Below are 15264 nucleotides of genomic sequence, written 5' to 3'. Positions count from 1 at the left end.
CCCTGCAGTTTCTGTTCGGAATATAAGCGAATGATATTTTATAACCCTGCGGCTGCCCATCACTTTCGGCTCAGCCATTAGTGGGGCTTGCGCCGACCTCTCTTCTCGTCATTCCGGGGCGCGCGAAGCGCGAACCCGGAATCCATCGGGCGGCATACGCTGGCCGAGAAATGGATTCCGGGCTCATCGCTTCGCGATGCCCCGGAATGACGGCGGTGGTGAACGGCGATCAAACCTCCACCGGCTTCTTCGGATGCCTGGGATCGGCGAGTCCGCGCACCACCATGTAGAAGATCGGCGTGAAGATCAGGCCGAACAGGGTGACGCCGAGCATGCCGAAGAACACGGCGACCCCGACCGCCTGGCGCATCTCCGAGCCCGAGCCGGTCGAGACCACCAATGGCAGAACGCCGAGGATGAAGGCGAACGACGTCATCAGGATCGGCCGCAGCCGCAGGCGGCAGGCCTCGATCACCGCCTCCAGCCGCGGCTTGCCCTCGGCCTCGATGTCACGCGCGAATTCGACGATCAGGATCGCGTTCTTGGCGGCGAGGCCGACCAGCACGACGAAACCGATCTGGGTCAGGATGTTGACGTCCTGCCCCATGATGCGCACGCCGATGGTCGCAGCCAGCAGGCACATCGGCACGATCAGGATCACCGCGAACGGCAGGCTCCAGCTGCCATATTGCGCGGCGAGCACGAGATAGACGAACAGCACGCAGATCGGGAACACGTAGAGCCCGGCATTGCCGCCGGTGATTTGCTGATACGACAGGTCGGTCCACTCGAACGCAAAACCGCTCGGCAGCGTTGCATCGGCGAGCTGTTTGATGGTGTCGAGTGCGGTCTGCGAGCTCGTGCCGGGCGCCGGCTCGCCCTGCAGCTCGGATGCCGAATAGAGGTTGTAGCGCGCGACGCGGTCGGGCCCGGAGACGTCGCGGAATTCGACCACGCTGCCGAGCAGCACCATGTCGCCCGCGGCATTGCGTGTGCGCAGCCGCGCGAGATCGGAGGTTTCCTTGCGGAACGGCAGGTCAGCCTGCGCGGTGACGTGATAGGTGCGGCCGAACAGGTTGAAGTCGTTGACGTAGGTCGAGCCGAAATAGGTCTGGATGGTGTCGTTGATGCTTGCGATCGGCACACCGAGCTTCTGCGCCTTGATGCGGTCGATGTCGACGAACACTTGCGGCGTATTCGCGGTGAACGGCGAGAACACCGAGGTGAGATATGGCGACTTGCGCGCGGCAGCGACAAGTTCGTCGGTCGCGGCGGCCAGCAGCTCGGGGCCGCGGCCCTGGCGATCCTGGATGCGGATGGTGAAGCCGCCGCCGGTGCCGATACCCGGCACCGCAGGCGGCGGGATCACGATGATGAAGGCCCCCTGGATCACAGACAGGCGCTTGCGCAGCTCGGCCGTGATCGCGGTCGCCGACAACCCTTTCTTCTGGCGCGCCTCCGGCTCATCGAACACGGGGAACAGCGCCGCGGCATTGCCCGACTGCGTGCGTGTCGCGCCCGAGAAGCCGGCAAAGGCCGCAACGCGCACGATGCCCGGCGTATCGAGCGCGATCCGCTCGATCTCGCGCACCACCGCCGTGGTGCGAGCCAGCGATGCCGCCCCCGGCAATTGCACCGACACGATGATGTAGCCCCGATCCTGCGCCGGAATGAAGCCCTGTGCCGTGGTCGCGAGCAACCAGCCGGCGCTGCCGATCAGCGCGACATAGATCAGCAGCATCACCGCCGTATGGCGGATCACGAAGTCGGCCGCTGCGGCATAGCCATGCGACAGGCGGTCGAACAGGCGGTTGAAGACGGCCGTGAACTTCTCCCAGCCACGGGCAATGATATTCCAGCGCGCCGCCGGCCGCTTCTCCTCATGGGGCACCAGGATCAGCGAGGCCAGCGCCGGCGACAGCGTCAGCGAGCAGAAGCAGGAGATCGCGGTCGCGACCGCGATGGTGACGGCGAATTGCTGGAAGAACTGGCCGGAGATGCCGCCGAGGAATGCGGTCGGCACGAACACCGCACACAGCACCAGCGCGATCGAGACCAGCGCTCCGCCGACCTCCTCCATCGTCTTGAGCGCGGCATCGCGCCGGCTCATTCCGTGCTCGAGATGTCGCTCGACATTCTCGACCACCACGATGGCGTCGTCGACCACGATGCCGACCGCCAGCACCAGGCCGAACAGCGTCAGATTGTTGATCGAGAAGCCGAGCGCAGCCATCACCGCGAAGGTGCCGACCAGCGACACCGGGATCGCGATGATCGGAATGATCGCCGGCCGCCAGCCCTGCAGGAACACCAGCACCACGATGACGACGAGCAGCATCGCCTCGTAGATGGTCTTGATCAGCTCGTGGATGGATTGCGCGATGAATTCGGTCGGGTTGTAGCCGATATTGTAGTCGAGCCCTTTCGGGAAGCTCGCCTTGAGCTTGACCATCGTATCGGAGATTTCCTTGGCGGTGGCGAGCGCGTTCGAGCCGGGCCGCTGCGTCACCAGCATGCCGACCGCCGATTTCTTGAGCAGGAAGCTGTTGGTGCTATAGGACAGCGCGCCAAGTTCGACGCGGGCAACGTCGCGCAGGCGCACGGTGCGGCCGTCGGCGCCGGCCCTGACCACGATATCCTCGAACTGCCTGGGATCCTTGAGACGGCCGGTAAAGACAAGGTTGGGCTGGAACGCGCGATCCGCAATCGGCGGCTCCGCGATCTGTCCGCCCGCGATCTGCAGGTTCTGCGCGCGGATCGCCGCCAGCACCTCGGTTGAGGTCAGGCCGAGATTGGCGAGGCGGTCGGGATCCAGCCACAGCCGCATCGAGTAATCGCGCGCGCCGAAGATCTGGATGTCGCCGACGCCGTCGAGCCGGAGCAGCTGGTCGCGGACCTGCAGCAGCGCATAGTTGGAGATGTAGAGCTGGTCGAAGCTGTCATCGGGCGACAGCATGAACACGACCATCAGGATATCAGGGCTGTTCTTGCGCGTGGTCACGCCGTTGCGCTGCACCTCTTCGGGCAGCCGCGGCTGCGCGATCGCGACGCGGTTCTGCACCAGCACCTGGGCGGTGTCGAGGTTGGTGCCAAGCTTGAAGGTCACGGTGATGGTGAGCTGGCCGTTCGAGGTGGCCTGGCTGTAGAGATACAGCATGTCCTCGACGCCGTTGATCTCCTGCTCGATCGGGGCAGCGACGGTGTCGGAGACGGTCTGCGCGGAGGCGCCGGGATAGTTGGTGGTGACTACCACCGTCGGCGGCACCACTTGCGGATATTCCGAGACCGGCAGCGTGGTGTAGGCGATCGCGCCGACGATCAGGAGCACGATCGACAGCACCATCGCCAGGATGGGCTGGTTGATGGAAAGCCGCCCGAGGTTCATGATTTGCCACCGCTCGCGGCTTGTGCGGGATGCGGGCTCACCTTGGTGCCGACGCGGGCGCGCTGCAGACCATCGACGATCACGCGGTCGTCCGCCTTGAGGCCTTCGCGGATTACGCGCAGGCCTTCGTCGAGCGGGCCGAGCGTCACGGGCTTTGCCTCCACCGTGTCGTCGTCCTTGACCACGAACACGATCTTGCGCGACTGGTCGGTGGCGACAGCCGTGTCGGGCACGAGCAGCGCCTCATAAGGCGAGCTGCCGATGATCCGCACGCGGCCGAACTGTCCGGGCAGGATCGAGAGATCCTTGTTCGGAATCACCGCGCGGCTCCGCAGGGTGGCGGTCGAGACATCCAGCCGATTGTCGAGGAAATCCATCTTGCCTTCGTGCGAGGGCTTGGTTTCGCCGGTCAGCGTCACCTGAACCGGATTGGGCGTATCGCGCGAACTCGGCCGTTTGCCCTCGAACCAGAGCCGGTTGTTCCGCAGATAGGTCGCCTCGTCGACGTCGAAATAGATGTAGATCGGGTCGAGCGACACGATCGAGGTGAGCAGGGTCGCGCCGCCCTCGCTGCCCTGCACAAGATTGCCGACGCTGACGAGATGGCGGCTGACGCGGCCGGTGAGCGGCGCCAGCACATGGGTGAATTCGATGTTGAGCTGGGCTGCCTTGAGCGCGCCCTCGGCCTGCGTCTCGGCGGCATGGGCTGCCTGCAAGGCCTGACGGCGCTGGTCGACGACCTGTTCGGAGACTGCACTGGTCTGAACCAGGTTCAGGCCGCGGTCGAGCTCGCGCTTGGCGAGCTCCGCCTTGGCACGCGCGTCCGCAAGTTGTCCCTCGGCCTGCTTGGCGACGGCCTCGAACGGGCGCGGATCGATCACGTAAAGCAGGTCGCCGGCGCGGACGATGGCGCCATCGCGAAACTCGACGCTGGTGACGAAGCCGCCGACGCGGGCGCGAACCTGGACCTCCTCGATCGCTTCGAACCGCCCGGTGAATTCGTCCCAATCCGTGACCGTGCGCTTGGTCGGCTGCGCCACCGTGACCGCAGGGGCCGGCGCCGCCGCCTGTGGCTGCTGCTTGTCGCCACAGCCCGACAATGCCAAGGCAGACGTTGCCAAGGCAATGAGCAAGCCAAGCGCGCTGACGCCGCGCCGTGAGTTGGCCGTGAGGTTCCCCGTCCTGTCGTTCGCGCCCAAGTCGATCTCCCCCTGAACAGCACAGGCGGCGCGGGTAACGCCGCTCGGATGCGCAGCTTACGCGCAGCGGAGGTCACAGATGTGACCGGAGGACAGTCTGTTCAAGAGAGGGACGGGATCAAGCAAAATCGCTGCCCATTTTTCGTGGCCGCACGCCAACGCAGGCGGCAATCACCTCCGCAAAGCCCACCCGCGGACGCCGATGGCGCATCTAAGGGCATGACGAGCCGTTCCGGCTCCGTTAGATTGCCGTCAAAGAAAATAAATCTTTCAGGGAGGGTCGGCTCGTGCACCGAGGACGTGTCGTATTTGGCGCAATGGAGGAGGTCGTGTTCGGCCGCCAAGCGGCTGAGGCGATCGTCGAGCAGGTGGCGCGTGTGGCCGCGCAGCGCGCCTTCCTGATGGTCAGCGGAACGCTCAACCGCACGACCGACGAAATCGAGCGAATCCGCGCCGCGCTGGGCACAGCCTGCGCCGGCACCTTCGATGCGATGCCGCCGCATACGCCGCGCTCCGCCGTGGTCGCGGCAGCCGAGCAGGCGCGCGCCGCGAAAGCCGACCTTATCGTCACGATCGGCGGCGGCTCGATCACCGACGGCGCCAAGGCGGTGCAGCTATGCCTCGCCAATGGTATCCGCAAGGCCGACGACATCGACAAAGTCCGCACCAGCCACGGCGTAACGCCTCAAATCAATGCACCCATCGTACGCCAGATCAGCGTGCCGACGACGATCGCAGGCGGCGAGTTCACCGCGATCGCCGGCGTCACCAACGAGAAGAAACGGGTCAAGGAGCTGCTGACCCATCCCATGGTGATGCCGCGCGCCGTCATCCTCGATCCCTGGCTTTCGCTGCATACGCCGGAATGGCTGTGGCTTTCGACCGGCATCCGCGCGGTCGATCATTGCGTCGAGGGCATCTGCTCGAAGGAATCGCACCCTTATGCCGATGCACAGGCGCTGAAGGGACTGTCGATGCTGGCGCAAGCGCTGCCGCAGGTCAAAGCCGACGCAACCGATATCGACGCGCGGCTGGACTGCCAGATCGGCACCTGGCTGTCGACCGGGCCGCTCGCCGCTGGCGTGCCGATGGGCGCGAGCCATGGCATCGGCTATGTGCTCGGTGCCGAATTCGACGTGCCGCACGGCTATACTTCGTGCGTGATGCTGCCGGCGGTGATGCGCTGGAATAAGTCCGCCAATGCCGAGCGGCAGGCGCAGGTCGCCGCCGCCATGGGCCATCCCGGTCAGGACGCCGGCGACGTGCTCGACAACTTCATCCGCGGACTGGGCCTGCCGCGCAGCCTTCAGGACGTGCGGATCGGCCCCGAACATTTCGACCATATCGCGGCGCAGGCGATGAAGACGCCATGGGTTCCACGCAATCCGCGCACCATCGCGGGCCCCGAGCAGGTCCGCGAGATTCTTGTGTTGGCAGCATGAGGGACATTTTCCACCGATGTATACCGGAAAGCACGCTTATCTGCGCCCGTTGCAACCGGCCTTCATCATGGCTACGACGGGCGAGACCGTCACCTATCGCGAGCTCGAGGTGCGCAGCAACCGCCTGGCGCACCTGTTTCGAAAATGCGGCCTGAAGCGGCTGGAGCACTATGCGATCTTCATGGAGAACAACAATCGCTATCTGGAGGCCTGCGGCGCCGGCGAGCGCTCCGGCCTCTATTTCACCTGCGTGAATTCCTATCTGACCCCAAGCGAGCTCGCCTACATCCTCACCAACAGCCAGTCGCGCATCCTGATCACGTCGAGGGCAAAACTCGACGTCGCGCGCGAGGCGCTGAAGGAATGTCCTGAGGTCGAGCTCTGCATCGTCGCCGACGGCGAGGGCGAAAGCGATCGCATCGTCGGGCTACAGCAGGTGACTGCGGGCCTTCCTGCGACGCCGATCGAGGATGAAGCGATCGGCACCGCGATGCTCTATTCGTCCGGCACCACAGGTCGGCCCAAAGGCATCCTGCGGCCGCTGCCGGAGCAAGCGCCGTCACAGCAACTGCCGCTGTTCGATTTCCTGCAGAAACTCTGGCACTACCGCGAAGGAATGATCTATCTGTCGCCCGCGCCGCTCTATCATTCGGCGCCGCAGGCGGCCGTCAATCTCACCATCCGCATCGGCGGCACCGTCGTTATCATGGAGAGCTTCGATCCCGAGCGTTATCTGCAGCTCGTCGAGCAATGGGGCATCACGCACAGCCAGCTCGTGCCGACGATGTTCTCGCGAATGCTGAAGCTGCCGGAGGAGGTGCGCAAACGCTACGACCTGTCGTCGCTGGAGATCGCGATCCACGCCGCCGCTCCCTGCCCTGCCCTCGTCAAGGAGGACATCATCAACTGGTGGGGGCCGATCATCCACGAATATTACGGCGCGACCGAGGGTCTCGGCTTCACCGCCTGCAACACCGAGGAGTGGCTTTCGCATCGCGGCACCGTCGGCAAGGTGCTGCTCGGCGACCTGCATATCCTCGACGAGAACATGCAGCCGAGCCCAAAGGGAACGCCGGGCACGGTGTGGTTCAAGACCGCCTCGGCCTTCGAATATTTCAACGATCCCGCCAGAACGCGCGAGGCACGCTCGGCGGACGGCAGCATGAGCACGGTCGGCGACGTCGGCTATGTTGACGATGACGGCTATCTCTATCTCACCGACCGTTCGACCTTCATGATCATCTCCGGCGGAGTGAATATCTATCCGCAGGAGTGCGAGAACCTCCTGATCACCCATCCCAAGGTCGCGGACGCCGCCGTGTTCGGCGTGCCCAACGCCGATCTCGGCGAGGAGGTGAAAGCGGTGGTGCAGCCGATGCATGACGTGGTGCCGGGACCCGATCTTGCCGAGGAATTGATCGCGTTCTGCGCGCAATCGCTGTCGCGCCAGAAGGTGCCGCGCTCGATCGATTTCGAGGCGGAACTGCCGCGGCTGCCGACCGGCAAGCTCTACAAACGCCTGTTGCGCGACCGCTATTGGGGCAACAAGACCTCGCGTATCGTGTGAGCTGGCCTATCTGCGCTCGCGCTGCGACGAAGGCGTGGACGTGTGCGCCGAGACCGGACTCGCTCGCTGGGGCGTGTCTGCGCTATAGTGCCTGCCCGTCTGCCAGCTTCGTCGGGAGGCACGCCATGGCATTGCCCGAGCCACGCGAGCCCACGCCGCTACCGGCCCCAAGGCTCGAATTCACCGCCGCAGAGATTGGCGCCCTCGCCCACCTCTACCGGGGCGAAGTTTACCGAAGCACAGTCTGGCGCACGCGCCTCGACAGTTCGACCAACTGGGCGGTGGTGACAACGGGCATTGCCTTGTCGGCCACCTACAGCAGCGCCGACGCGTCGCCTTTGCCGATGGTCCTCGTCGGCCTGCTTGTCACCGTGTTCCTGCTGTTCGAGGCCCGCCGCTACCGCTATTTCAATGTCTGGCGCGCCCGCGCGCGGCTGTTCGAAACCGATTTCTTCGCACCGATGATCCGTGGCGAACGGCTTAACCCGGATTCGGCCTGGACCGAACTGCTCGCCAATGACTACCGCAATCCGAGCTATCACATCAGCTATGCGCGCGCGATCGGGCGAAGGCTGCGCCGCACCTATGGCTGGATCTTCGCGATCCAGGCGATCGCCTATTACGGCAAGCTCGCGATCCATCCGGTGCCGCTGACCACGCTTGGCGAGGTTTGGGAGCGCGCCGCGATCGGTCCCATTCCAGGCGGCCTGGTCGTTCTTGCGGGAGTTCTCTTCCATGCAAGCTGGGGGATTTTTGCTTTTGTCACATATCGCGTCGAAATCGCCAACCGACGCGAGCGGCAGAGCCTCATCGCGATGGGTTGATGCATCATCGCGTTGCCCGGCTGCAGCTTTTGCCCTAAGTCTTGAGCAACAAAAAGACTAGGGAGGATGCCCGATGGACGTGGTCCGGGTTGGTCCGGGATTCGCTGCGGAAATTCGCGGTGTGACGCTGGGCGATGTCGCCAGAAGCAAGGCCGCTTATGCTGCAGTGCGTGCAGCATTTGAAGCGCACTCGGTCCTGGTGTTTCGCGACCAGGACGTGTCAGACGAAAAGCAATTGGCGTTCTCGCGCCGTTTCGGCCCGCCGGAAGTGACAAAAATCGGTTCCATGGGAACGGGATCGCATTTCGTGATCCTCACGACCATCGGTCCCGACGGCAACGTGGTGCCACCCGATCATCGCCAGGCGCTGCGCAGCAAGGCCAACCAGCTCTGGCACACCGATTCCTCCTTCAAGCGCGTGCCGGCGCTGACCTCGATCCTGTCGGCACGAGTGATTCCCGATCATGGCGGCGAGACCGAATTCGTCTCCACCCGCCTTGCGTTCGAGTTGCTTGACGAGAGCCTCGCAAAGCAGCTCGAAAATTCCTTCGCCTGGCATTCCTACGCGCATTCGCGCGACCAGATCGCGCCCGGCCTTGCAACGCCTGAGGAGATGGCGGTGTTGCCTCCGGTGTGCTGGCGGATGGTGTGGCGCAACCCCACCAACGGCCGCGGCGCACTCTATCTTGCATCGCACGCCTATGCGATCGAAGGCATGGCGCCTGCGGCAGGCAAGAAGCTGATCGATGAATTGATGGCGGCAGCCACCGCGCCGGGGACGGCTTACTTGCACAAATGGCGGCAGGGCGATGTCGTCATGTGGGACAACCGCGCCACCATGCATCGCGGGCGGCCGTGGCCGGCGCACGAGCCGCGACTGATGATACGCACCACGATCTCGGCGACAGACGCCGACGGTCTCGCCGGCATGGGCCTGCCCTCGCCACAAGCGGCAGAATAGCGGCCCGCATTGCAGCGCCTAATGTCGCAGGCTCGGCATTTCATCCGAATTGCCGATCCTCATGCATACGACGCTGGTTGCTCAGACCTCACACCATGGTATCCTCCATGCCAAATCGGCCATAGAGACCGAATGTCGGGAGGAAATGATGCGGAGCGTGCGAGCGCTGGCCGTGGCAGCGCTATGTTGGCTTTCGGCTTACGATGTTTCGCTGGCGGAAACACCGAAGTCCGGCGGCATTCTTAAAATGTATCACCGCGACAGTCCGGGCAGCGCCTCGATCCACGAAGGCGCAAGCTATTCGTTCAACGTTCCCTTCATGCCGATCTTCAACAACCTGGTGATCTTCAACCAGCATATTCCGCAGAACAGCGTCGATACGATCGTGCCGGAACTCGCGGAGAGCTGGGCCTGGAGCGATGACAAGAAGAAATTGACATTCAAGCTTCGCAACGGCGTCAAATGGCATGACGGCAAGCCGTTCACCTCGGCCGACGTCAAATGCACCTTCGACCTGTTGATGGGCAAGTCGCAACAGAAGTTCCGCCAGAACCCGCGGAAATCCTGGTATGATCAGGTCAATGACGTCACCATCAATGGCGATTACGAGGCCTCATTCAACCTGAAGCGGCCGCAGCCCGCGCTATTGTCGCTGCTCGCCTCCGGCTATAGCCCGATCTATCCCTGCCATGTCTCGCCGGCGGAAATGCGCACCAAGCCGATCGGCACGGGTCCGTTCAAGTTCGTCGAGTTCAAGGCCAACGAGTCGATCAAGCTGACGAAGAACCCGGACTACTTCAGGAAGGGCCTGCCCTATCTCGACGGCATTGAATTCACCATCGTGCCGAACCGCTCGACGGCGATCCTTGGCTTCGTCTCCGGCAAGTTCGACATGACGTTCCCGACTGAAGTATCGATCCCGCTCTTGAAGGATGTCAAATCGCAGGCGCCCAATGCGATCTGCGTGGTGGAACCGAGCAACGTTGCCACCAACATCATCATCAATTCGTCGGCGCCGCCGTTCGACAATCTCGACATCCGCCGCGCGCTGGCGCTCGCCCTTGACCGCAAGGCGTTCATCTCGATCCTGTTCGAGGGACAGGCCGACATCGGCGGCAGCATGCAGCCCGCGCCGGCGGGATTGTGGGCGATGCCGAAGGAGATGCTGGAGACGATCCCGGGCTATGGGCCCGACGTCAGCGCCAACCGCGAGCAGGCGCGCAAGTTGATGCAGAAGGCGGGCTACGGCCCCGACAAGCATCTGCAGATCAAGGTTTCGACTCGCAACATCCCGATCTACCGCGACCCCGCCATCATCCTGATCGACCAGCTCAAGACCATCTATATCGACGCCGAGCTCGATGTGGTCGATACCGCGCAATGGTTCCCGAAGGTCGCGCGCAAGGACTATTCGCTGGGCCTGAACCTCACCGGCAACGCGGTCGACGAGCCCGACCAGTCGTTCTACGAGAACTATTCCTGCGACTCCGAGCGGAACTACACCAACTACTGCAACCGCGAGATCGAAAAGCTGTTCGACCAGCAGTCGGCCGAGACCGACCCCGAGAAGCGCAAGAAGCTGGTGTGGGAGATCGACAAGAAACTGCAGGAAGACGTGGCGCGGCCGATCATCCTGCACAGCCGCACCGGAACCTGCTGGCAGCCTTACGTCAAGAACGTGACGGTGATGTCCAACAGCTCCTACAACGGCTACCGTTACGAAGACGTCTGGATGGACAAGTAGCGTCCGCGAGGTGACGAGATGGGATCGAGTCAGCCTCCGCGTCGGGAGTCCCCACCTCTCCCAAAGGGAGAGGTCGCGCTGAAGGCGCGGGCGCCGCGGCCCCTCACCCGGCGCGTTGCGCCGACCTCTCCCCGCTGGGGGGAGGTAGTAACCGCGACCGTCCTGCTGTAGCGGCGCAGACGACAAGAGGAGAGCGGCCAGGTGCTAGCCTATATCGTCCGGCGCCTCTTCCTGATGCTCGTGACCCTGTTCGGGATCTCGGTCATCATCTTCGTGCTGCTGCGCATCGTGCCCGGCAACATCGTCGATATCCTGTTCGACGCCGCCGGCTATGTCGATCCCGCCGACAAGGCCAATCTCGAGAAGGAACTCGGCCTCAGCGACCCGATCGTGCTGCAATATCTCAAGTGGATCGGCGGGCTGCTGCACGGTGATCTCGGCTATTCCTACGTCTCCGAAAAACCGGCGCTACAGGAAATCCTGCCGCGGATCCCGATCACCGCGAGGCTCGCCGGCCTGGCGCTGTTGTTCTCGGCCTCGATCGGCATTCCCTTGGGTGTACTGAGCGCGGTGCATCAGGGCACGCGGCTCGACTATGCCTTGCGCGTGGTCAGCCTGAGCGGGCTGTCGCTGCCGTCATTCTGGCTCGGACTGCTGATCCTGATGGCGTCAGTGTCGATGCTCGGCTGGATGCCGATCTACAACCCGAACCCGCAGACCTGGGCCGAGGCGTTCGCGATCTACTGCATTCCGGCGATGGCGGTCGGCTTCCGCAGCGCGGCACTGACCATGCGCATCACCCGCTCCTCGATGCTGGAGATCCTGCGGCAGGACTATATCCGCACCGCCCGCGCCAAGGGCGCATCGGACGCCTCCGTCAATTATCACCACGCGCTGAAGAACGCGGTGCTGCCTGTGATCACCGTGATCGGCATCGAGGCGGCGTTTTTGATCGGCGGATTGATCGTCACCGAGACGGTGTTCAACATCCCCGGTGTCGCGCGTTTCCTGGTCGAGGCGCTGCGCTGGCGCGACTATCCCATCGTGCAGAACCTCGTGATGTTCATCGCCGTCGTCGTGGTCGTCGTCAACTTCACGATCGACATGCTCTACGCCGCGATCGACCCGCGCATTCGCTACGGAGACTAACTCTTGGCAGTTATCAACTTCGATGCCGAACTGAAACGCGCTGGCGCTGATGCCACGCATGGCTGGCGGCGGCTGACGTTCCTCGCGCAGCGTTACCTGCTCGGCACGATCGGCCTCGTCATCATGGTGCTGTTCGTCGCGATGGCGCTCTCGGCAGACCTGATCAGCCGTTACGATCCGCTTGCCGTCGATTCGGCGCACCGCCTGGCCGCGCCCAATGCGCTGCACTGGTTCGGAACCGATTCGTTCGGCCGCGATGTCTGGAGCCGCATCATCCATGGCGCGCGCATCTCGCTCGCGGTCGGTCTCGGCTCGACCGCGCTCGGCGCATCGATCGGCGTCATCGTCGGGCTCGCCTCCGGCTATCTCTCCGGCTGGGTCGATCTGTTGTTCCAGCGCATCACCGACATCCTGCAGTCGCTGCCGCTATTGGTGCTGGCACTTGTGATGACGGCCGCGCTCGGTCCGTCGCTGCCGAACGTCATCATCGCGATCGCGATCCCGTTAATTCCGACGGTGGCGCGCGTGATCCGCGCCAACACGCTCGCGCTGCGCGAACTGCCGTTCGTGGAGGCGGCGAAATCTATCGGCATGAGCGAGATGCGGATCGCATTCCGCCACGTGCTGCCGAACACGCTGGCCCCCCTGATCGTGCTCGCGACCGCGCAGCTCGGCTCCACCATCCTGACGGAGGCATCCTTGTCGTTTCTTGGCCTTGGCATACCCGAACCCTATCCGTCCTGGGGCCGCATGCTTTCGGAATCGGCCGCCGAATATGTGCGCGTCGCGCCGTGGCTCGTGATCTTCCCGGGGATCGCGATCAGCCTCGCGGTGTTCGGCACCAATCTGTTCGGCGACGCCTTGCGCGACATCCTCGATCCAAGGCAGCGCGGCTGATGAGCGAAGCAGGCAAGGCAGAAGCGGTGCTCGAGGTGAAGAACCTGAAAACGGTGTTCTTCACCAATTCGGGATTGTTCAAGGCGGTTGACGATGTCTCCTTCAGCGTCCGCCGCGGCGAGACGCTGGCGATCGTCGGCGAATCCGGCTGCGGCAAGAGCGTGACTGCGCTCTCGGTGATGCGGCTGGTGCCGGACCCGCCCGGCAAGATCGTTGGCGGCGAGATCGTGCTCGAAGGCAAGAACCTGCTCGCGCTCGATGACGAGGCGATGCGCAGGATCCGCGGCAACCGCATCTCCATGATCTTCCAGGAGCCGATGACCTCGCTCAATCCGGTGATGCGGATCGGCGACCAGATCACGGAAGCTTTGCGCCTGCACCAGGAGATCAGCGGCAAGGAGGCCTGGCGGCAGGCGGTCGACATGCTGCGCCTCGTTCGCATCCCCGAGCCGGAGCGGCGCGCGCAGGAATATCCGCACCAGCTTTCGGGCGGCATGCGCCAGCGCGCAATGATCGCGATGGCGCTTGCCTGCCGGCCGGCGCTGTTGATCGCGGACGAGCCGACTACGGCGCTCGACGTCACGATCCAGGCGCAAATCCTGACACTGATGGTCGATCTGCAGAAGAAGCTCGGCACCGGGCTGATCCTGATCACGCATGATCTCGGCGTGGTCGCGCAGACGGCGCAGCGCGTGATCGTGATGTATGCCGGCAGGAAGGTCGAGGAAGCCAGCGTCGAGGCGCTGTTCGAGAATCCGCTGCACCCCTATACGCGCGGCCTGATGGCCTCGATCCCGGCCGTGCCGTCGCTCGACGTGAAGGCCGATGTGCGGCTGGTCGAGATCCCGGGCATGGTGCCGTCGCTGACGAAACTGCCGACGGGCTGCGCGTTCGCGCCGCGCTGCCGGTTCGCGATCCCGCGCTGCCGGGAGGAATATCCGCCGCTCGGCGATTTCGGCGGCAGGCACCTTGCCGCCTGCTGGCGCGCGAGCGAGATGGCGGAGGCCTCATGACCGAAGCGCGCCCGCTGCTGGAGGTCACTGACCTCGTGAAGCACTATCCGGTGCGCGGCGGCGTGCTGCGCCGGCAGGTCGGCACCGTGCATGCGGTCGATGGTGTCAGCTTTTCACTGGCTCCCGGCGAGACGCTGGGACTGGTCGGCGAATCCGGCTGCGGCAAGTCAACGGTGGCGCGCAGCGTGCTGCGATTGGTCGAGCCATCGAGCGGCGAGATCCGGCTGAACGGCGAGGCGATCACGCATCTGAGCAAAGCGGAGCTGCGTGCCCACCGCCGCTCGATGCAGATCGTGTTCCAGGATCCGTTTGCCTCGCTCAATCCGCGCATGACCGCGGGCGACATCGTCGGCGAACCCCTGAGCGTGCACGGACTGGCGTCGGGCGAGCGCAAGCAGCAGCGCGTCGCCGAACTGTTCCAGCAAGTGGGCCTGCGGCCCGACCAGATGAAGAACTATCCGCACCAATTCTCCGGCGGCCAGCGCCAGCGCATCTGCATCGCCCGCGCGCTGTCGCTCGGGCCGCGCCTGATCGTCTGCGACGAGCCGGTCTCGGCGCTCGACGTCTCGATCCAGGCGCAGGTGATCAATCTGCTGATCGACCTGCAGCGCCAGCGCAACTTCTCCTATCTGTTCATCGCGCACGATCTCGCCGTCGTCGCTCATATCAGCCACCGCGTCGCCGTGATGTATCTCGGCCGCATCGTCGAGATCGCAGACAAGGCCGAACTGTTCGCCAACCCGCGCCATCCCTACACCCAGGCGCTGCTCGCCTCGGTGCCGGTGGCCAATCCCCGGATCAAGCGGCTGACGCCTCTGGTTGAAGGCGACGTGCCGAGCCCGATCAACCCGCCTAGCGGCTGCGCGTTTCATACAAGGTGCCGCTACGCGATGGACCGCTGCAAGCTCGAGCGCCCGCCGCTGGTGGAAGCGGCCGCAAGACATCAGGTGGCATGCTGGCTGAATGAGGGAACGGGGCGCGCCAACGCGCCGTAGGGTGGGCAAAGCGCAGCGTGCCCACCATCAAGTGTCGTGCTCGTGATGGTGGGCACGCTGCGCTTTCCCCACCCTACGCGTTGAGGCT

Annotated in this window: 11 protein-coding genes; 9 read left to right on the top strand and 2 right to left on the bottom strand. The window is 64.2% G+C overall.

The window, feature by feature from the left end; all coding sequences use genetic code 11:
- Nucleotides 1-229 precede the first annotated feature (229 nt).
- Together ACZXDY_RS36325 and ACZXDY_RS36320 are read right to left on the bottom strand one after the other, a co-directional pair.
- Nucleotides 230-3385 carry an efflux RND transporter permease subunit gene (locus tag ACZXDY_RS36325; protein WP_464348843.1) on the bottom strand — a complete coding sequence of 1052 codons (3156 nt, stop codon included), beginning with the start codon at nucleotides 3383-3385 and terminating at the stop codon, nucleotides 230-232.
- Nucleotides 3382-4518, bottom strand: coding sequence for an efflux RND transporter periplasmic adaptor subunit (locus ACZXDY_RS36320; RefSeq protein WP_464348852.1), 1137 nt, complete (start codon nucleotides 4516-4518; stop codon nucleotides 3382-3384). The genes ACZXDY_RS36325 and ACZXDY_RS36320 overlap by 4 nt, the downstream gene beginning before the upstream one ends.
- A gap of 353 nt (nucleotides 4519-4871) precedes the next feature.
- Between ACZXDY_RS36320 and ACZXDY_RS36315 the strand changes: the two genes are divergently transcribed.
- The 9 genes from ACZXDY_RS36315 (at nucleotide 4872) to ACZXDY_RS36275 (ending at nucleotide 15176) form a co-directional block, all read left to right on the top strand.
- The gene (locus tag ACZXDY_RS36315; RefSeq protein ID WP_464348842.1) at nucleotides 4872-6026 is read left to right on the top strand and encodes an iron-containing alcohol dehydrogenase; all 1155 of its coding nucleotides are present in this window, start codon (nucleotides 4872-4874) and stop codon (nucleotides 6024-6026) included.
- A 16-nt stretch (nucleotides 6027-6042) separates the two neighbouring features.
- Nucleotides 6043-7593, top strand: a complete 1551-nt coding sequence (locus ACZXDY_RS36310) for an AMP-binding protein (RefSeq protein WP_464348841.1) — start codon at nucleotides 6043-6045, stop codon at nucleotides 7591-7593.
- Nucleotides 7594-7718: 125 nt separating this feature from the next.
- Entirely contained in the window at nucleotides 7719-8417 is a 699-nt protein-coding gene (locus tag ACZXDY_RS36305; RefSeq protein ID WP_464348840.1) for a DUF2270 domain-containing protein, read from the top strand.
- 73 nt (nucleotides 8418-8490) lie between these two features.
- A complete protein-coding gene (locus ACZXDY_RS36300; RefSeq protein WP_464348839.1) occupies nucleotides 8491-9378 on the top strand; it encodes a TauD/TfdA dioxygenase family protein in 888 nt (295 codons plus the stop codon).
- A 148-nt stretch (nucleotides 9379-9526) separates the two neighbouring features.
- Complete coding sequence (locus ACZXDY_RS36295; protein WP_464348838.1) at nucleotides 9527-11122, top strand: ABC transporter substrate-binding protein; 1596 nt, start codon at nucleotides 9527-9529, stop codon at nucleotides 11120-11122.
- A gap of 201 nt (nucleotides 11123-11323) precedes the next feature.
- Nucleotides 11324-12271 carry an ABC transporter permease gene (locus ACZXDY_RS36290; protein ID WP_464348837.1) on the top strand — a complete coding sequence of 316 codons (948 nt, stop codon included), beginning with the start codon at nucleotides 11324-11326 and terminating at the stop codon, nucleotides 12269-12271.
- 3 nt (nucleotides 12272-12274) lie between these two features.
- Nucleotides 12275-13168: an ABC transporter permease gene (locus tag ACZXDY_RS36285; RefSeq protein WP_028167254.1), complete on the top strand. Its 894-nt coding sequence runs from the start codon at nucleotides 12275-12277 to the stop codon at nucleotides 13166-13168.
- Nucleotides 13168-14181 (top strand): ABC transporter ATP-binding protein, encoded by a 1014-nt coding sequence (locus ACZXDY_RS36280; RefSeq protein ID WP_464348836.1) that lies wholly within the window; start codon nucleotides 13168-13170, stop codon nucleotides 14179-14181. Before ACZXDY_RS36285 ends, ACZXDY_RS36280 begins: the two co-directional genes overlap by 1 nt.
- Complete coding sequence (locus ACZXDY_RS36275) at nucleotides 14178-15176, top strand: ABC transporter ATP-binding protein (RefSeq protein WP_464348835.1); 999 nt, start codon at nucleotides 14178-14180, stop codon at nucleotides 15174-15176. The genes ACZXDY_RS36280 and ACZXDY_RS36275 overlap by 4 nt, the downstream gene beginning before the upstream one ends.
- The last annotated feature ends 88 nt before the right edge of the window (nucleotides 15177-15264 follow it).

Source organism: Bradyrhizobium sp. LeoB3 (assembly GCF_055456055.1).
The sequence above is the reverse complement of the archived record's forward strand: the minus strand, read 5'-3'. Positions and strand labels throughout refer to the sequence as shown.